This is a genomic window from Porphyromonas levii (assembly GCF_018206105.1).
Lineage (GTDB): Bacteria > Bacteroidota > Bacteroidia > Bacteroidales > Porphyromonadaceae > Porphyromonas_A > Porphyromonas_A levii.
Genome location: NZ_JADRGN010000004.1, coordinates 40005 through 58658, shown reverse-complemented (window position 1 = coordinate 58658; position 18654 = coordinate 40005). Strand labels below are relative to the sequence as shown.

Annotated in this window: 15 protein-coding genes and 1 tRNA gene; 14 read left to right on the top strand and 2 right to left on the bottom strand. The window is 46.9% G+C overall.

What is annotated here, in order from left to right; all coding sequences use genetic code 11:
* Window positions 1–80 precede the first annotated feature (80 nt).
* From IX315_RS01720 to IX315_RS01670, 11 genes are all read left to right on the top strand, one after another.
* A complete protein-coding gene (locus IX315_RS01720; protein ID WP_211640604.1) occupies window positions 81–1181 on the top strand; it encodes an N-acetylmuramoyl-L-alanine amidase family protein in 1101 nt (366 codons plus the stop codon).
* 5 nt (window positions 1182–1186) lie between these two features.
* Window positions 1187–1885: a hemerythrin domain-containing protein gene (locus IX315_RS01715; RefSeq protein ID WP_134849485.1), complete on the top strand. Its 699-nt coding sequence runs from the start codon at window positions 1187–1189 to the stop codon at window positions 1883–1885.
* A complete protein-coding gene (locus tag IX315_RS01710) occupies window positions 1885–2490 on the top strand; it encodes a response regulator transcription factor (RefSeq protein ID WP_134849484.1) in 606 nt (201 codons plus the stop codon). Before IX315_RS01715 ends, IX315_RS01710 begins: the two co-directional genes overlap by 1 nt.
* Window positions 2491–2494: 4 nt before the next feature.
* Window positions 2495–3619: a radical SAM family heme chaperone HemW gene (gene hemW, locus IX315_RS01705; RefSeq protein WP_018358942.1), complete on the top strand. Its 1125-nt coding sequence runs from the start codon at window positions 2495–2497 to the stop codon at window positions 3617–3619.
* A 20-nt stretch (window positions 3620–3639) separates the two neighbouring features.
* Window positions 3640–4167, top strand: coding sequence for a nitroreductase family protein (locus IX315_RS01700; protein WP_240704032.1), 528 nt, complete (start codon window positions 3640–3642; stop codon window positions 4165–4167).
* Window positions 4148–4933: a Rossmann-like and DUF2520 domain-containing protein gene (locus IX315_RS01695; RefSeq protein WP_134849482.1), complete on the top strand. Its 786-nt coding sequence runs from the start codon at window positions 4148–4150 to the stop codon at window positions 4931–4933. Before IX315_RS01700 ends, IX315_RS01695 begins: the two co-directional genes overlap by 20 nt.
* Window positions 4914–5438 (top strand): KdsC family phosphatase, encoded by a 525-nt coding sequence (locus tag IX315_RS01690; protein ID WP_018358939.1) that lies wholly within the window; start codon window positions 4914–4916, stop codon window positions 5436–5438. Before IX315_RS01695 ends, IX315_RS01690 begins: the two co-directional genes overlap by 20 nt.
* A 3-nt stretch (window positions 5439–5441) precedes the next feature.
* Complete coding sequence (locus IX315_RS01685; protein ID WP_018358938.1) at window positions 5442–6056, top strand: Maf family nucleotide pyrophosphatase; 615 nt, start codon at window positions 5442–5444, stop codon at window positions 6054–6056.
* An 88-nt stretch (window positions 6057–6144) separates the two neighbouring features.
* Window positions 6145–7380 carry a uracil-xanthine permease family protein gene (locus tag IX315_RS01680; RefSeq protein WP_018358937.1) on the top strand — a complete coding sequence of 412 codons (1236 nt, stop codon included), beginning with the start codon at window positions 6145–6147 and terminating at the stop codon, window positions 7378–7380.
* A 177-nt stretch (window positions 7381–7557) separates the two neighbouring features.
* Window positions 7558–8748, top strand: coding sequence for a cell envelope integrity TolA family protein (locus IX315_RS01675; protein ID WP_211640606.1), 1191 nt, complete (start codon window positions 7558–7560; stop codon window positions 8746–8748).
* Window positions 8749–8765: 17 nt separating this feature from the next.
* A complete protein-coding gene (locus tag IX315_RS01670) occupies window positions 8766–10457 on the top strand; it encodes a hypothetical protein (RefSeq protein WP_211835178.1) in 1692 nt (563 codons plus the stop codon).
* Between the two features lie 73 nt (window positions 10458–10530).
* Here IX315_RS01670 and IX315_RS01665 read toward each other — a convergent pair whose 3' ends face one another.
* Both IX315_RS01665 and IX315_RS01660 read right to left on the bottom strand, forming a co-directional pair.
* Window positions 10531–11586, bottom strand: coding sequence for a hypothetical protein (locus IX315_RS01665; RefSeq protein ID WP_018358934.1), 1056 nt, complete (start codon window positions 11584–11586; stop codon window positions 10531–10533).
* Between the two features lie 73 nt (window positions 11587–11659).
* Window positions 11660–13594 carry a DUF349 domain-containing protein gene (locus IX315_RS01660; protein ID WP_134849478.1) on the bottom strand — a complete coding sequence of 645 codons (1935 nt, stop codon included), beginning with the start codon at window positions 13592–13594 and terminating at the stop codon, window positions 11660–11662.
* A gap of 389 nt (window positions 13595–13983) precedes the next feature.
* Between IX315_RS01660 and IX315_RS01655 the strand changes: the two genes are divergently transcribed.
* The 3 genes from IX315_RS01655 to IX315_RS01645 all read left to right on the top strand — a co-directional run bounded on the left by IX315_RS01655 (window position 13984) and on the right by IX315_RS01645 (window position 18591).
* Window positions 13984–15012: an NAD-dependent epimerase/dehydratase family protein gene (locus tag IX315_RS01655; RefSeq protein ID WP_018358932.1), complete on the top strand. Its 1029-nt coding sequence runs from the start codon at window positions 13984–13986 to the stop codon at window positions 15010–15012.
* A 32-nt stretch (window positions 15013–15044) separates the two neighbouring features.
* On the top strand, window positions 15045–18272 hold the full coding sequence (locus tag IX315_RS01650) for a S41 family peptidase (protein WP_211637936.1): 3228 nt from the start codon (window positions 15045–15047) through the stop codon (window positions 18270–18272).
* A gap of 246 nt (window positions 18273–18518) precedes the next feature.
* Window positions 18519–18591, top strand: a tRNA-Lys gene (locus IX315_RS01645).
* The last annotated feature ends 63 nt before the right edge of the window (window positions 18592–18654 follow it).

Here is an 18654-nt window from a genome sequence, read left to right as displayed (position 1 = left end):
TAAAAGGGAGCTATCCTTTGGTTGGTCGGTAGAAATTAGGTAAATTCGCAGGGTGTAAAACTCTTAGGGTAGAGCAGTAGATGAAACAACGTATATTTATTAGGTGGGCTTTATTGGCTTTGGCGCTTATATTGGTAGCTCCAACTACAGAGGCGCGAGACCGTAAGGGAAGGTTTGTAGTAGTAATTGACCCTGGACATGGGGGCAAGGATAGTGGCGCCAAAGGTCGCAGTTCGCTAGAGAAAAATATTGTGCTAGATGTGGCACTCAAGACTGGTGCCAAGATTAAAGCCCTGAACCCTAATATAGTAATATACTACACGAGAGATAATGACACCTTTATTGGGCTTCAGCAGAGAGCTAATTTCGCGAACCAAAAGAAGGCAGATCTCTTCGTGAGCATCCACGCTAACTCGCACCCGACGGGCTCACCCCATGGTGCCGAGACGTTTGTACTCGGTCTCCACCGCACTCAGGACAATCTGGATGTGGCGATGAAAGAAAACTCCGCCATTCTCTATGAGAAAGACCACTCGGTCACCTACCAAGACTTCGACCCCAATATAAGTGAGAGCTATATCATCTTCAACTTCATGCAGAATAAGCACCTAGAACAGAGCATTGCCTTGGCTAAGGTAGTGCAGAATGGGTTGGTGCGTTCGGGGCTACTAAATAGAGGGGTAAAGCAGGCTGGTTTTTTGGTGCTACGTGAGGTGGCCATGCCTAGTGTGCTAGTAGAGCTTGGCTTTATCAGCAATAGAGCTAACGAAAACTATATGCGTTCTAAGGAGGGAAGCCAAGAGCTGGCGCAGAACATTGCGAAAGCTGTAGTGGCGTACGAAGAGAAACTCTCTGGACGTACAAGCAAGAATACAGATACTCCTACTACAATAGAACAGCAAGAAGAAACGACAGTGGACACTGCAAAGGCAACCGAGGGCGACATTTACTACCGGATACAAGTAATGGCTGATAAGCGCAGACTGAAGCGGAGCCATTTCGGTAGCTATTCGGATGTGGTGCGAAACTATAAGGAGGGAAATATATATAAGTATACTTTTTACAATACCACCGATATACGAGAGGCAAAGCGACTACAGAAGGAGCTGAGGAAGAAATACAAAGACTGCTTCATTGTAGGCTTCGATGCTAATGGCAATAAGGTGGGAAGCTATTATTAATAGGTATGATGACAACTAGAAGCAAACACTATACGCCACACACCAAGATGGCGGACTTGGTTAGCGACCATTACAAGATACTCCTCCTTATTTATCGATTCGATATTCCCCTTGGCATGGGAGAGAAGACGATAAAAGAGATGTGTGAGGAATATGATGTAGATGTGGACACCTTTCTATTTATCGTCCACTTCTTGCTCTTTGGCGAAGGGACTGGGCAACAAGAGCTACACAAGAAGCTCTCTCTACCTCTAATCATTCGGTTCCTACGGAATAGCCATAGCTACTTCCTTGACTATCGCCTGCCAGAAATCAAACGCAATATGATGGAGGCCATTAGCGAAGCACCACAAGATATTCAGTTTGTCATCAATAAGTACTTTGACGAGTATGAGGAGGAGGTGTACCAGCACATGAAGTATGAGAATGAGGTGGTCTTCCCTTATGCACAAGCCCTAATGGAGGGGGCAAAGGATCCGGAATACGGCATCAGTACTTTCGAGCAGAAGCACGACCAAGTAGAGCTAAAGATGCTGGAGCTCAAAAATATATTTATCAAGTACTACCCCATGGCAACGGACTACAAGGTAAATAACATACTCCACGACCTATTTACCTGTAGTGATGAACTACACAATCATAATGATGTGGAGGACTTCATCTTCGTAAAGATCGTGAAAGAACTAGAACGGGAGGTACGCTGATGGCTAATAAAAAGTATTACTCTGCTGTATTGGCTCTGGGGGACGAAGGGAGTGCATGCCACCTAGAGCATCTTTTGGAGCGACAGAACACCATTGGGCTTCACATAGAGCGCCTCAAGGATCCTTACACCTTGGTGGAGACGACAAGAGAACTAGCACCCGACATACTAATTGTTTCGCCTACAGTGCTATCCGACCCTATGGTTCCGACTTTTAGGGAGATATTAGGCGGACAAATGGTACGGATAATCACCTACTGTACAACCCTCGTGGAGGCGGATATGACAAAGTACTTCAATGGGAAAATACTAGCTACCGATGGAGAAAACGAGGTGGTTAATATTCTAGAAGAGGTACTAGAAGTAGAGAGTAATGATGACTCCGAGATGCTTTTGACTCCAAGAGAGCAGGAGGTGGTAGTAGCCGTGGTGAAGGGACTCACGAATAAGGAGATTGCTGATGCCCTCTTCCTCTCTACCCACACCATCATCACACACCGTAGAAATATTGCAAGGAAGCTCAATATCCATAGCCCTGCCGGTCTGACCATCTATGCGATTATGAATAAGCTAGTAACACTTGAGGAAATCAAGGGGCATATCTAATAGCATGGCAGGTATCTACGTACATATCCCATTTTGCCAAAAGAAATGTTTGTACTGCGACTTCTACTCTGTAGTGAGCGGGGGGAACCAAATGGCTCGATTTGTGGAAGCGGTTCAAGTGGAGGCTCGAAAGCGGGCTTACGAACTTGAGGATATGGTAGTGGACACTATCTACTTTGGTGGCGGAACACCTTCTTTGCTATTTCACAAAGAGATAGGGGCAATCCTTGATACTCTGAGAGAGGTATATGATGTAGCCCCCAATGCGGAGGTAACCATGGAGTGTAATCCTGGTGATGTTTCTCAGATGGAGGTAGCGCAGCTAGTACATTACGGGGTGAATAGGATGAGTATTGGGGCGCAGACATTCCAGCCAGAGCTACTCCAGAGATTAGGAAGGAGACACTCGGTGGAGGAGACAAGAGAACTATGGGGCTATCTTCGTAGTGAGGGGATTACGAACCTATCACTCGACCTCATCTATAGCATACCTGGCGAAGACCTCGGGGGACTAAAGAGAGACCTAGACTGTATCTTGGAACTCAACCCTGAACATATATCGGCATACGATCTTATTTACGAGCAAGGTACACCCCTATATAATATAAGAGCTAAAGGGGAGATTAGGGAACTGTCTGAGGAGCTATCACTACAGATGGCTCATGAGGTTAGGGCAACCCTAAAAAATGCTGGTTATGAGCAGTATGAGGTATCGAACTATGCTCGACCAGGCTATCGCTCAAGGCACAATACAAGCTACTGGAAAGGTACACCCTACATAGGATTAGGTCCCGCAGCACACAGCTATAGGCACCCTTGGCGCTCTTGGAATGCCCCATCACTAGAAGAATATAATAGTCAGCTGCTCCATAATGCAGGTTTCTTGGTACGTACGTACGAATGGATTTCGCCTGAGATGGCTTACGAGGAGTACTTCCTTACACGACTCCGCACCAAAGAGGGAATAGACCTTTCGGAAATGAATGCACGAGGGTTCAGAATTCCTCAAGCGGCGGTTGAACAGTGTGTAGCAGATGGACTGTTACAACGCCAAGGTGATAGATTCGCCCTATCGGAGAAAGGACTTGACTACGCTGATAGAGTAATACTTAACTTAGTAAATAACTGATGTTTTCACATACAACTTTTTTGACGAGAAAGAGGCGAAGCGTTCGCCAGTATACGGATGAGAGGATTAAGCCCGAAGTACTCCAAGATATCCTAGAGGCAGGACTAAGAGCTCCGACTTCTAAAAACAGCAGAAGTACTCGCTTCATAGTAGTGGAAGATAAGGCGATGCTACAAGAGCTAAGTGCATGTAAGAAGCATGGCGGAGCCTTCGTTGCTGAGGCTGCACTTGCCATAGTAGTTTGTAGCGATAGCGAAAAGAGCGCACGCCCATACTCGGACTGTGCTATAGCGGCTTCTTTTATGCAACTTGCGGTTACGGATCATGACCTTGGCTCTTGCTGGTGCCACGTGGAAGATACTCTTGCACCTACAGGGACTACGGCAGAAGCGTACGTGAGAGAGAGGTTGGGGCTCCCTGAGCGATTCAAAGTACTTTGTATCCTTGGCATTGGCGAGGTAGCAGAGGCGGATATGCTTAAACCTCGAGACCGTGAACTTGAATGGGAGCGTACCTACGTAGAGCAATATGAGGAGCGAGAGGAGTAAGAAGTTTGGTATCATTGGAAGTGGCAGGGTTGCAAGTCACTTAACGCCAGCCATGGTAGCAGGAGGTATGGATTGTGTGGGGGTGTATAGCCCTACTCTAGGTCATGCCGATATACTCGCAATGCTGCTTGGCTGCAAGGCGTTGACGCTCCCCGAACTTGTGACCTCGGAGGTGGACTTTGTTCTGATTTCCATTAAGGATGATGCCATTCCAGAAGTAGCAAAGGCTTTTCCCACAGACTACCCTGCAGTGGTACTCCACACTTCTGGAGGCACAGCAATAGATGCATTAGCACCGATACTGCACCGAGGAGTACTTTATCCTATGCAAACCTTTTCGCCCAACCGTCCACTGAATATCTCTGATATCCCTATATTCCCCGAAGCATCGGACAATATCGTCCTTGAAATTATACATGATATAACTGACGCTCTGGGGAGCAAAGAAGTCTATCCTCTCACAAGCGAACAGCGGGTACGTTTACACCTAGCATCCGTCTTCGCATGTAACTTTGTGAACCACCTTTATGCACAAGCCGATAAGTTAATGAAGGGAATTGGACTAGACTTCAACGTACTTGCCCCACTTGTAGAGGAGACTCTAGGCAAGGCAAAAGAGGCAGAGCCCCACATTGTACAAACGGGACCAGCAGTCCGTAAGGACTATAAGACAATAGAGCGCCATCTATCACTACTCCAAGGAGATGTGCGCAAGATATACGAAGTCATCACTCACTCCATAATCCATGAGCAGTTTCCCAATTGACCTTAGTCATATCAAAGCCGTACTATTTGATGTAGACGGTGTACTTTCGAAAGTAACGACCGCCCTCGACCCTATGGGACATCCTGCACGTACAGTCAACGTACGTGATGGTTATGGTATCCGTGAGGCAATAAAGAGGGGGATAACCATCGGTATCATATCGGGAGGTTATTCAGATAGTATACCCAAACGCTATGCAAGCCTAGGTGTAGAACATATCTATATGGGGGCAAGCCTAAAAATAGAAGCCCTAGAAGACTTCCTCAAGAAGACTGGGCTAAAACCTGAGGTTTGTCTCTTTGTCGGTGATGATATCCCAGACATCCCGGTAATGAAGTACTGTGGTTTTTCGGTAGCACCTAAAGATGCTGCCCATGAGGTTAAGGCTATAGCCCAACATATCTTACCCGTGAAAGGCGGACATGGTGTAGCTAGAGCGGTACTCGAGACTATACTGAGAATGAAAGGACTATGGATGTGTGACGAACACGCTTTCGGTTGGTAAATTATGGAAAAGATAGATAGCCGACACCCATTGGTACAACTATTGGGAGACAGACATGTAGTATTGGGGTCGCAATCGCCTAGGCGAGTAGAGCTTTTGACCCAATTAGGCATTCCCTATGAGTGCCGACCAGGTGGTGCTACAGAGGAGTACGATGCTGCGACAAAGGCGGAAGAGGTTCCGCTATTACTTGCTCGGCGTAAAGCGGAGTACCTCCGCCCTACTCTGGCTTCCAACGAAGTATTGATTACGGCTGACACTATTGTAATTCTTGACCATAAAGTATTAGGAAAGCCAAAGGACAAAGAGGAGGCGCAGAGATACCTTGATCAGCTTTCAGGACAATGGCACAGAGTAATCACGGGGTTCTGTATCATGACTCATGATAAGCTAAGCCAAGAGAGCGTGGCAAGTGATATTCGTTTTGCCAATCTACATCCCGATGAGATAGCCTACTATGTCTCGCAATACGAAGTCCTCGACAAAGCTGGTGCCTATGGTATACAAGATTGGATAGGACTGATAGGAGTAACTGAGATACGAGGCTCGTACCATAATGTGATGGGATTGCCTACTGCTGTGTTGTATAGCCGACTCAAAGAGCTGCTCTCCGAGTAGAAGTTACTCCTAAAAGGGTTGGTAAGCCGGGTAAGTTTATGTATTTTTGCAGTCAGATTTACAGAAAATAATTCTATAGTATTCAGACATGGCAAATACAATTGAGAACCTAAATCCCGCTCGACAAATAGTGGTGGGTGTCCAGTATCTATTTGTAGCATTTGGCGCCACCGTATTGGTGCCCCTTCTAGTAGGTCTTGACCCTGCATCAGCTCTATTCTCTGCGGGAATTGGCACCCTAATATTTCACCTCGCTACGAAAGGGAAAGTCCCTATCTATCTAGGTAGTAGCTTTGCTTTCATCGCCCCATTGATAGCAGCGTCGGAACTATATGGCATCAACGGCGCTCTACTTGGCATCGTAGGAGTTGCCATTGTCTTCCTATTAATGTCCCTACTTGTAAAACTCTTGGGGACAGCATTTATCAACCGCCTCTTCCCTCCTGTTGTGATTGGTCCAGTAATTATGCTGATTGGGCTCTCGCTCTCTGGAGCTGGCGTCAACATGGCGAAGGAGAACTGGGTACTGGCGATTGTATCCCTCATCACAGCTATTGTAGTCACGCTCTACGCCAAGGGTCTGATGAAGCTTATTCCTATCTTTTGCGGCATTATCGTAGGTTACCTCACAGATGTACTCTTCTTTGATGTCGACTTTACTCAAGTCGCAGAGGCTAAGTGGTTCGCTCTTCCAGCTCTAACCTTACCTAAGACCTTTAGCTGGGAACCTATTTTATTCATGATACCCGTAGCTATTGCACCTGTCATCGAGCACATTGGCGACGTGTATGTAGTGGGGACAATTGCTGGTAAGAACTACGTAAAGGATCCTGGACTACACCGCACACTCCTCGGTGATGGTCTAGCTTGTCTTACAGCCTCATTCCTTGGAGCACCTCCTGTAACTACCTACTCAGAGGTAACTGGGGCAATGTCTCTGACCAGAGTGACCATGCCTCGTGTACTCAGGATTACAGCTATCTCCGCTATTCTCTTTTCACTCGTAGGCAAGGTAAGTGCACTTCTCAAGAGCATCGACCCTGCGATATTGGGCGGTATAATGTTGCTTCTCTTCGGCACTATCGCAGGAGCAGGTATCAATAATCTACTCAATAGCAAAGTAAACCTCACAAGTTCACGCAATATCGTTATCATCTCTGTAACCCTAACAACAGGCATCGGTGGCGCGGTGCTACAGGTGGGAAGCTTTACTCTTTCAGGTATTGGTCTTTCTGCACTTATTGCTGTACTACTCAATCTATTGCTTCCAGAAACAGAGGAGGATAGACGTCCTACTATTCCTCATACCCACAAAGACAAGTAAGTAGAAGAGCAATTTGGTTAAACTTTTAGCCCAAGTGCCTATCCAATGTATAGGAAAGACTCTTAACGGAACATAAAAGTGACGGATATGTAGAACGATTAGCCATTTATATGGTATATTGCACTACAGACAAGAGAAGTAATAACAATATTTGTTTAATACAAAAGATTAATAGATATGAAGAGGTTTGATTGGATAGTGGGAGGACTATTAGGTCTCTTTTTAACTGCATCACCACTGGTGCCCAATGCTGCAGCTCAGGATGATGGCTACATCACCCCATCGAAGGCTCGTGAGATGAGGGCTAAAGCGGTGCAGGAAAGAAAAGCAGCAGAAAAGCGCTTGGCAGAGAAACGTGCAGCGCAAGAAGCTGAGCAGCGAAAAGCTGAGCAGGACTACCAGGATAAGATGACCGACTGGTACAACAGACGGGACATGAAGGTAACCATCGAGGAGATGGAGCAAAACCTAGACGAGATAGACGGCAGCGCTAGTTCTAAGCGCGCACCAAGGGGTGGTGCTTACAGCCAAAGGTTGCGCAGGTTTAGCGACAAATCCGATGTAATGGTTTTACGAAACGTAGACCGTGTATATGTACTTGATGGCTACGACTATTATGATCCATGGAGCAATACCTACTACGGTAGGGATTGGGATAATGGCGTAAATATTTCTATCAACTACGGAGGCTATTTTGGGAGTTACTATCCTTACTACAATAGTTGGCATAACCCTTACTACTATAGTGGCTGGTATAGTCCATGGTCTTCATGGAACTATCCTTGGTACGACTATTCATGGTATGATCATTGGTATGATCCTTGGTATAGCCCTCGTTATTACTATGGCTGGGGCTACAGCAGACCTTGGCGCTATGGAGGTTATTACGGTGGTTATTACGGTGGCTACTACGGCTATAATAGTTACTGGGATGGCTTCTATGATGGCAGATACAGTGATCGTTACGAGAGACGCAATTACAATACCTACGGTAGGAGTAGTGGCGGTTACTACGACCGTTCTATGGCAAATAGCGAGTATGGTCGCGCACTCGGCACAGGCGTTGAAAGCCGTGTAAATAGCAACACCCGTGCAGGAGGATATTATGATCGCGGTAGTAGTAGTTCCTATAACTACGGGACGAATAGAAGAGGTAGCGTAAATCGTTCGCGAAGTACTTCGGAGAGTTGGAACCGAAACCAGAGCACGCCTAGTCGAACTTACAACCAGGGAAGCAGTTGGGGCAATAACTCCAATACACGCTCTAGTGGCAGCTATAGCAGCCCAAGTCGTAGCACAGGCTCAGGAAGCTCTTCAAGCGGTAGTAGTAATACACGTAGTACGGGTTCTTCTGGTCGTACTAGATAATTTCTAAGACTACAATAATGATGAATAGATATATAGTGTTTGGAGTAGCTATTGCGCTGACCACCGTAGTGGGATTAGGCGCAAAAGCTCAGGCTCCTTCCGATGCCTATCGCAATGCCCAAAAGGAGCTATCAGGCACAGCACGTGCTCAAGCGCTGAGTGGCGCTATCGGGGCATTCGGAGCCGATGCGTCAGCAATTTCAATAAATCCTGCGGGCATTGGTCTCTATACGAGTCCTATTATGTCCTTTTCATTCGAGGCTGGTCAAGGCAAAGCCAATTCAATTTGGACAAATGAGGGCAATAGCTTCACGACTAGTGATAAGTGGGCTATTGGCACGATCAATAACTTCAGTATCTCTTCTCCCTTGCTGAAGAGGAGTGCTGGGTTAGCATGGAATGTCAATTGGGGGTTCTCCTACAATAGAGACTATGACTATCGTCGCAACTATAGAATGATTAATTCGGCACCTGCGTACGGACTTACAGACTATATCGCTTTTGAAGCTAGTCGTATCGAAGCCCCATGGGATACCGAGTTCATTACCCCGATTATAGATATAGCTAGGGATGCTCGCTGGATTGAGGCATTTACCGACAATAAGAATACTGCTCTTAAAAAAGCACGTCGCTACCGCACACAGTTTAGTGCATCAGCAATAGGACACAAGCCAGAGGATGGCGTGTATCACCTCTTTACACCGGCAGCTTCCAAACTATCAGTAAATGAATCGGGCAGCAGGAATAACTATGACCTAAACCTAGGTATGGGACTCTCCGATAGGTACTATTTCGGAGCTACACTCAAGATGCAGAATTTCTCATCATCAAGGGTTGCGACATACATCGAAGATTTCCATGACTCATACAATAACCAGGTATATAAGAGCAACCTTGAATATACCACAGGGCTATCCACCTCAGGCAACTCAGTGGGTCTTAATCTGGGTGCACTTGTAGCCATAGGAGACTTTGGGCGTATCGGCATCTCCTACTTACTTCCTCAGCTGGCTCAGTACAACGAAGTGTATTGGGCGAAAGCTAGTGGCAACAATGCCGCTTTCCAAGGTAACGAGAACGTCACAAAGACTATCTCAGAACAGGAGAGCAGTTATCGTGCACTACTCCCAGGAAGACTCTCTATAAGTGCACTTGCCTTCTTCGGCAGGTTTGGGTTCATAACTTACGATTATCAGTTGCGCAACCTTGGAGGCTCTAAACTCTATCTCCCTAATAATGGGAACGAGCTCTCAGAGTCAGCATTTATTCGCGAAGACTTCGGGATAGAGCATAGCCACCATGTAGGTGTAGAGATTCGCCCAATCAGTATGCTATCTGTACGTGCAGGCTATAGCTTCACTGGCAATCCTATGAAGGCAGAGCAGCTACGTAACGAGCCATCTGAAGGTCTGTATTATAGCTATGTACCATCAGGGTATATTACCGACTTTGTATTGCCTCGTAGTTATCAAACCATCTCTGCAGGAGTAGGCATCAACCTAGGCAGGAGTACCACCCTTGATGTCGCTTATGTCTATGGCAAAAGGTCAGAGAAAGTCTACCCCTATAGTGGAAGTAGCGCTACCGGAATGCTTGTGGATGATACGAATGGAAAAGAGGTACGCAAAGATGTACACATGGCGGTAAAGGGTGGAGACCTAACAACCAATAAGCATAAGGTTGTGGCAACTCTTAGCTTCCGCTTCTAAGAGGAGTTCCAAAAATATCTGAGCAAAGGGGGCTTTAGTTCGAACCGGACTAGAGCTCCCTTTCTCTTTTCCCCTATAATACCTGGAGACAAGCAACAAAATAGGTATCCTCCAAAATAGGAGTAAGGGGATAGAGTCCAGGAGTATGTCCAGCATTCTTATCGGAGAGATAAAGGGGCTTGAGGGAAGTTAGAGACTGAAGAAGAGCATCCCCTTTAGAAAGAATCATGAAACGCCCGCGACGCCCTTTCGAGAGCCAATCACGCTGAATACAAAGAGCCACATACCCCATAGTAGGACGTACATTCACTTCAAGACAAGGGACAAACCGCTCTTTCGCACCATCACAATACAAAGCGCTATCTACCCCTATCACACCTGTGTAATCCCCCAGAGGCAACTCTCTTAGTCCTGCCACGAGAGCATCAATATACGCCTCATCTCCTGTGGTTGGAAGACCTAGGTAACTTCCCTTATAGCGTCCGCCCTCAGTCATCGCTCGATGACAGCCGAGATAAATTATCTCTCCCACCTTTGTCCTCCAAAACTCATAGCCCCGCTCCTCAGCAATCTCATAGAAAGGCTCAATAAACAAACGCTTTCCTGGCTGCTTACCCAGACGACGTGCGATGATAGCATTGGGGTCTTGCTCAGGGGTAACAAACTCTATTCCCCTCCCCGAACTACTAAAGTCTTCCTTAAGCACCCACTTCCCCTGCTCCACACTTTCCTCCTGAGTCACCTCACGAGGGGGTGCAAAACGAAATAGACTAAGCGCCTGCCTATATACCGCATGCCATAGCTCAATCCCAAGAGTTCGGCTGCTATAGAGCCTCATCTCCTCCAGACTGTAAGGCAACTCAAAATAAGGAAATAGCCCCTTCAACTCCGGTGCCCATCCCCATGGCAATACCTCAGATATACAATCATGATCAACGATAAACCGTTCACACATCAGCTCCTCAGGTATTGGTGACGACAAGTAGACCCCCTCATGAGGTTGGGCATAATATAGCGGAAGCGTTTGCAAGTCTTTTCGCAAACGTCGTACCATACGCGGTGGGGTATAGTAACTATTGCCCTGCTCCACCGTCACCTCATAGCCAGGATTAAAGTAGTGTACCTTCATACTAAATACCAGCAATGCCACGCTTCACCGTATGGGAAGTGTGGCATCACACCGGCATATAATCTATATCGTATTATTCCTCAGTACCAGAATCCTTTGCAGGGGCAGAAGACTTCTTACCAGCCTCTACAACCTCCAGCTTACGAGCTTGGAGCTTCTCAATCTTAGCAGTAAGATCATCTATCTTCCTTTGTATCTGCATCACCATAGGATTATCTGGTGAAGCATTGAAGAAGCCTATGTTATTCTCATACTGTAGGCGCTCCTCCTCTAGGTGCGTCACATTGCGGTCGATATTCATAACTTCTTCACTCAGTTCCTCATGAGAAAGCCCACCAAGCTCCTTCTTGAAGTCCACCGAACGTGCCTTAAAGTCTCTCCTAGGCTCATTACCACCTCTACGGTTATTACCCCTCCTATCATCGCGACGGCGAGGAGTGCGACGTCTATTGTCCTCCTCACCCTTGAGGCGACGAAGAGCGCCATAATACCTATTCAAGACATCACCCTTCTGATCGTCTGGCACTGGTCCTACAGAAGCCCACTCAGCCTCTATTGCAGCTAACTCAGCCGAAGGATCCTCAAGTCTCTGCTCCTCTAGGGCCTCAATCTTATCGGCAATCTCCTGCTTACGAACTAAGTTCTCCTCACGGCTTGCACGGCGTGGAGGAGTGTAATTTGCCTTCTTTTGCTCGAAGAAAACATCACATGCCTTACGGAAACGCCTCCATAGCTTCTGAGCCTCACCTACACGAGTGCCTAGCTTGGAGATAGTAGTCCACTCTTTCTGCAGGTTCTTTAGCTTATCCGAAGTACTCTGCCACTCAGTGCTATCCTTTAGTTCCTCAGCCTCAGCTACGATTTCACGCATACGCTCAAGCTTAGGCGTAATCTCCTCGCTCAGTTCACGCAAGAATGTACGGCGTTGTAGATAGAACTCATCCACCGCTACACGGAAACGCATATTCACCTCATTGAGCTTCCCCTTTGGCACACGTCCTGCGCCCTTCCACTCCTTGCGAATAGCCTCCATCTTATCCTCATAATCGTGCCAAGCAGCTCGGCTAGTTGGCAGAGTCACGAGCATATTTTCGAGCTTCTCTATTATCTCCATCTTGTGGGTATAATTCTGCTCCTCCTTCTCACGAAGCTCCTTGAAGTAGTCGTCATGGCGCTTATTGATTACTGTAGAAGCATCCTTGAAGTCCTTCCACATACTATCTCTAAATTCAGGTGCCACCGGACCTGTCTCCTTCCACATATCATGAAGCGTCTGAAGCTCCTTAAATGCCTTTACAACATCTGGTTCATCAGCCAGAGCCCTAGCCTTCTCTATAAAGCTCTCCTTCTCCGTCCTATTGTGCTTGAAGTCATATTCCTGAGCTTCCTTATTCAGCTTATTAATCTCGTAGTGCTTCTCTAGTAGCGTAGAGTACTTAGAGAGCAGTTCGCTACGAAGATTCTCTGGCACACGACCTATATTTTTCCACTCATTGCGGATGTTCTCAAACTCATTGCGCACCTTGAAGAAATCATCCGTGGACTCTAGATTAGCTTCAAGCCTAGAGATAAGCTCCAACTTACGCTTATAGTTATCCTCCCGCTCAGCTTTCTCTTCCTCATCCTTTTTGGCCTGAAGCTCATGGTAACGAGAACGAAGATTGATGAATAAGATCATCATATCATCTCCCTCCTCATTCTTCTCCTCGCCATTCTCTTCGGTCTCATCAAGCTCCGCCTCATCTGTAGCTACAGGCTCCTGATGATTAATCATCCTCTTGAGGCGCTTCATATCTTGGAGCTCAGGAAGTTCCTCCCTATTCACCATCTCTGATAGATAGTCCAGTAGCTCCCTTGTCGAAAACTTAGAGGTATCTACTGCTGGCGTTTCCGTCCGCTCAGTATCCTCCACCATCTCTGGTGTCTGCTCCTGTGTTTGCTCCACCTCAGCTGGTGTAGCTACCTCCTTCTCCTCTCCTGGTGTCAATAGAGTGTTATCCTGCTCCATATTCAGTCCTTTCTTTAGTTAAGTTAAACCACCGGAAACCTCCCGATGGATACAAAAAAATGTCCGCCCTCCCTAGTCTTGAATCCCATTTGGGCGGTTAAAGTTACAAAAAAACTAGAGACTATCCCACATTTATCCATACAAACCTTCTTACCTCTACCGAGGAGAGAGCCGTAGTCAGTATATTAGCAAAAGTCCCTCCCGGGAGAGACTCTAGTTTCTCCCTAGAAAAACTCCAGTCCCTCCCTAGAGGGACTGAGTTGACTCAGTAGAGTAACTTAGCCCCCTATACCGAGTGGACTACTGAAATACGTTAATTCTGCTGCATTGTAGCACAAAATTGGTATCTTGTCGCTACGAATACACACTTGAAATAAAGAAGCTAACTTATGACAAGAGATAAGAAGACTGTGCTCCTTACAGGAGCGGGAGGAAATATTGGTCGTGAACTAGTGGAGATGCTAGTACACCGTACTTGGAGCTACAGACCACGTGTCTTTGACCTAGATACCCCCAAAAACAGAGAATACTTTGACCGTTTTGGCAATAGGATAGACACCTACTTTGGCGATATCACAAATCCAGATAGTATTATGGATGCCACTGAGGGTGTAGATGTCGTATTTCACATGGCATCCATCATCCCCCCTCTCGCCCATGACAACCCTCAACTTGCCTACAAAGTGAACGTAGGAGGCACAAGAAACCTCCTAGATGTGCTCCACAAACAAGCGCCCAATGCACAGATTATTATGGCATCGAGTGTAGCTACATACGGAGATCGCTTTCTCAATCCATTTATCAAAGTGGGAGATCCTCTCATTCCAGCGGAAGGTGACTCCTATGCTGAAACGAAGATAGAGATGGAAAAGATGATACAAACGAGCGGCTTACGGTGGACTATCTACCGACTCGCAGCTATTATGGGTGCAGGGAATCATAATGCGCCTAAGCTCATGTTCAGGATGCCGCTGGAGCAAATTATAGAAATATGCACCCCTAGAGATACTGCGAGAGCTTTTGTACATACCCTTGAGCACCTTGACGAAGTCGAAGGGAAAATATTCAACCTCGGTGGCGGACCTGATTGTACCACCACCTATGGTGAATTTCTTGCCACCAATATGGAGATATACGGACTTGCCCCGCTTGATTTCCCAGCTCATGCCTTCGCACAGAAAAACTTCCACTGTGGATACTATGAAGATGGTGAAGCGCTAGAAGAAATCCTACACTTCCGTCGTGATACCCTCGACGATTATTATGCGATGGTACGCGCCAAGACCCCAAAGCTACAGCAATTGGCTACTAAAGCTATAAGTAAGATAGTGAAGAGCTACTTACTCAGCAAGAGCGAACCTTACAAGGCTTGGGTAGAGCAAGACGAGAAGGCTATGAAGCTATACTTCAGAGACTAAAAAGTATTACATCATTATATTAACGTATGGAAATAAAAAAGATTTTATTGGCTGGGGTCACCTGCCTGCTATCCTTAGGATCAGTGGCACAAGACTCCGACCCATCATGGATTAGGCATACGGCTATCAGTCCGGATGGAGAGATTATCGCCTTTAGCTACATGGGCGACTTATTTACCGTCCCAGTGGGCGGAGGCTTGGCCACACAGATTACATCCCACTCAGCCTACGACAAGGCGCCAGTATGGAGCCCTGATGGTCAGCACCTTGCTTTCGCTTCGGACAGAGAAGGCAACTTCAATATCTACCTTACCTCAAGGAGGGGTGGTAACGCTACTCGTATCACCTACGGTGGCACACACCAGCTACCCGTAGCCTTTCTCGATAATGAAACAATCATCTACGACACCAACATACGCCCCCAAAAGGAAATGGGACTATTCCCTTCAGGGCTATTTACCCAGCTCTATCAGCTGAGTATAAAGGGGGGAAGACCTAAGATGTACTCAGCTATCACGATGATAGAACCATCTATTGGCAAGGATGGACGAATTCTTTATACCGACCTCAAAGGATACGAAGACAAGTTTAGAAAGCACCACACTTCCTCTATCGCACGTGATATCTGGCTCTATACCCCTACCGACAAGAGCTACCGTAAGATCACTTCATTCGCTGGCGAGGATCGCAATGCCCTATGGTTGCCAGGACAAACGGAGTATCTCTATACTAGTGAGCAAGATGGCACACTCAATATATATAAGGGAAGCATTTCGGGAGCTGCTCCAACACAGCTAACCCACTTCGAGAAACACCCTGTCCGATATATGAGCATGGATGATAAGGGTAATGTCTCCTTCTCTTGGGATGGCAAGCTCTACTACATGCCTCTTGGGGGGCAACCTCAGCAAGTACGCGTAGAGGTAGTTGCCGACTTTACAATCCCTGAAGTAGAGTACAAGACTATTACGAGAGGAGCTACCGACTACGCACTTTCCCCTAATGAGAAAGAAGTTGCTATCATCGTGCGTGGCGATGTATTCGTTACGAATATCGAGTATGGTACTACCAAGAGGATTACTAATACTGCCGAGCAAGAGCGAGACCTATCTTGGAGCCCTGATGGTCGCAAACTAGTCTACTCTGGCGAACGCAATGGACAGTGGAACCTCTACATGACTGAGCTGGTACGCCCCGAGGAGAAACAGTTTGCCTATGCCAAGGAGTTTAAGGAGACTCAGCTCACGAATAAGAGCGACCTTCCTTCATTCCAGCCTGTATTCAGCCCTGATGGCAAAGAGATAGCCTTCTTGCGGGACCGCTCCGCTATCTACGTCCTCAACCTTGCCTCCAAGTCTGAGCGAGAGGTGATGAATAAGAAGTTCAACTACTCCTACTCTGATGGTGACCAAGACTTCGATTGGAGCCCTGATAGCAAGTGGATTATCACCGAGTATATCGGCAATGGTGGGTGGAATAATAAAGATGTCGCACTCTTCAAGGCAGATGGCAGTGGTACGGTGCACAACCTTACCCAAAGTGGTTACACCGAGGGTAGTGGTCGATTTGTAATGGGTGGCAAGGCCATTGTATTTGGGTCCGACCGCGCTGGATACCGCAGCCATGGTAGTTGGGGTGCAGAGTATGACCTCTACTTGATGTTCCTCGACCAAGAGGCTTTCGACAAGTTCCAACTCAACAAAGAGGAGCGTGAAGTACTTCTCGCTAAGGAGGACGATGAGAAAAAGGACGATAAGAAGGATAAGAAGGGCAAGAAAGACAAGAGTAAGGAGGATAGCAAGGAAGAGGCATCTAAAGTGGTAGCTCCGCTCACTTTCGAACTGGACAATAGAGACTACATGACTGTTCGTCTCACCCGCACGAGTGGTAGACAGAGTGATTTCGTCATGAACTCTAAGGGCGATAAGCTCTACTACCTCGCCTCTTTCGACAATGCTACCAACCTCTATTCTTTAGACCTTGCTGAAAAGCAGACTGAGATGGTGATGGCAGATGTAGGCAGTGGGATGCTGGAACTTGGTAAGGACGATAAGACCCTCTACCTATTCTCATCACGTGGTCTCTATAAGATCTCAGGCAAGGAGCGTAAGCCAATCACATTTACTGCCCGATTGGAACACAAGAGCAATGCAGAGCGCACCTATATGTTCGACCATATCGTAAAACAGGTGGAGAATAAGTTCTACGATGTCAACCTACATGGTGTAGACTGGAAGGGATATGCCGAAGCATATCGGAAATATCTACCACATATTAACAACAACTACGACTACGCAGAGATGCTCTCAGAACTTCTCGGAGAGCTGAATGCTTCACACACAGGTGCTCGCTATAGTGGAGGTTGGGCCAATCGCCCGACAGCCTCTTTGGGCCTATTCTACGATGACACTTACGAGGGTGTAGGTGTTAAGATCGCCGAGGTGATGGAGGGTGGACCGATGGACAAAGCTAAGTCTATAGCCAAGCCTGGCGTTATCATCACAAGAGTAAATGGCGAGGAGATAGCTGCAGATAAACCACTAGAATATTACCTCAACGGACTTAATGGACAGTGGGTTACACTCACGCTTCGTGGCGCCAAGGGCAAGGAAGTAGAAGAGCAAGTACGCCCAATATCAGCAGGAGCAGAGAATGCCCTACTCTACAGACGATGGGTAGACAAGCGCGCCAAGATGGTAGAAGAGTGGAGCGGTGGTAAGATTGGTTACGTGCATGTCCAAGGCATGGATAGCGAATCCTTCAGAAAGGTATTCAAGGATTTACTCGGCAAGTATCGCCATTGCGATGCTGTTGTAGTCGATACGCGCTTCAATGGCGGTGGATGGCTACACGAAGATCTTGTTATACTACTTACAGGAAAGGAATACAGCCGTTTCGCACCACGTGGACAGTACATTGGAAGCGATCCTTTTGCCCAGTGGAACAAGCCATCAGCTGTGCTTGTAGCTGAGGGGAATTATTCCAATGCGCACGGCTTCCCATGGGTATATAAGACCTTGGGTATTGGCAAGCTCATCGGTGCTCCAGTACCTGGTACTATGACCGCAGTATGGTGGGAGACCCTTGTGGATTCATCCCTCGTATTCGGTATCCCTCAGGTAACTGTAACGGATGTACAGGGTAAGGCTCTAGAGAACACACAGCTCGACCCTGATGTCCTAATCCTAAATACTCCTGAAGAGTACCTTAGGGATTATGACGCCCAACTCAAAGTAGCGGTGGATAACCTTATGAAGTAATCCCTTCTACTCAATCTAGGAGGTGTGTATAAAGTTCAAAGTACAAGAGGCTTGTCGACATCGATACCCTAGTTTGAACTTTATGCACACCTCCTTTTCCCCCTCTCTATCCCTAATACAGAGAAATATATTAGTTTGTATACCAATATTTTAAGCATTCTATAAAAGTAATCTCGAGGCAAAGCTTGGCTGTGTGGCGATAAATTGGTATCTTTGCGGAGCTTTCCTATAGGTAATAGGAAGTATGATCTGCTAGCTCAGTTGGTAGAGCACAACACTTTTAATGTTGGGGTCTTGGGTTCGAGCCCCAAGCAGATCACGAATGTGGCGCGACTTCCTTGGGATTCGCGCCACATTTATTATATTTTCCAACCATTAGAAT

Coding starts and splice junctions, on each gene's coding strand:
- IX315_RS01655 (WP_018358932.1), top strand. CDS start 13,984: ATGACAAGAGATAAGAAGACTGTGCTCCTTACAGGAGCGGGAGGAAAT.
- IX315_RS01675 (WP_211640606.1), top strand. CDS start 7,558: ATGAAGAGGTTTGATTGGATAGTGGGAGGACTATTAGGTCTCTTTTTA.
- IX315_RS01670 (WP_211835178.1), top strand. CDS start 8,766: ATGATGAATAGATATATAGTGTTTGGAGTAGCTATTGCGCTGACCACC.
- IX315_RS01695 (WP_134849482.1), top strand. CDS start 4,148: ATGAGGAGCGAGAGGAGTAAGAAGTTTGGTATCATTGGAAGTGGCAGG.
- IX315_RS01665 (WP_018358934.1), bottom strand. CDS start 11,586: ATGAAGGTACACTACTTTAATCCTGGCTATGAGGTGACGGTGGAGCAG.
- IX315_RS01660 (WP_134849478.1), bottom strand. CDS start 13,594: ATGGAGCAGGATAACACTCTATTGACACCAGGAGAGGAGAAGGAGGTA.
- IX315_RS01685 (WP_018358938.1), top strand. CDS start 5,442: ATGGAAAAGATAGATAGCCGACACCCATTGGTACAACTATTGGGAGAC.
- IX315_RS01680 (WP_018358937.1), top strand. CDS start 6,145: ATGGCAAATACAATTGAGAACCTAAATCCCGCTCGACAAATAGTGGTG.
- hemW (WP_018358942.1), top strand. CDS start 2,495: ATGGCAGGTATCTACGTACATATCCCATTTTGCCAAAAGAAATGTTTG.
- IX315_RS01720 (WP_211640604.1), top strand. CDS start 81: ATGAAACAACGTATATTTATTAGGTGGGCTTTATTGGCTTTGGCGCTT.
- IX315_RS01710 (WP_134849484.1), top strand. CDS start 1,885: ATGGCTAATAAAAAGTATTACTCTGCTGTATTGGCTCTGGGGGACGAA.
- IX315_RS01690 (WP_018358939.1), top strand. CDS start 4,914: ATGAGCAGTTTCCCAATTGACCTTAGTCATATCAAAGCCGTACTATTT.
- IX315_RS01715 (WP_134849485.1), top strand. CDS start 1,187: ATGATGACAACTAGAAGCAAACACTATACGCCACACACCAAGATGGCG.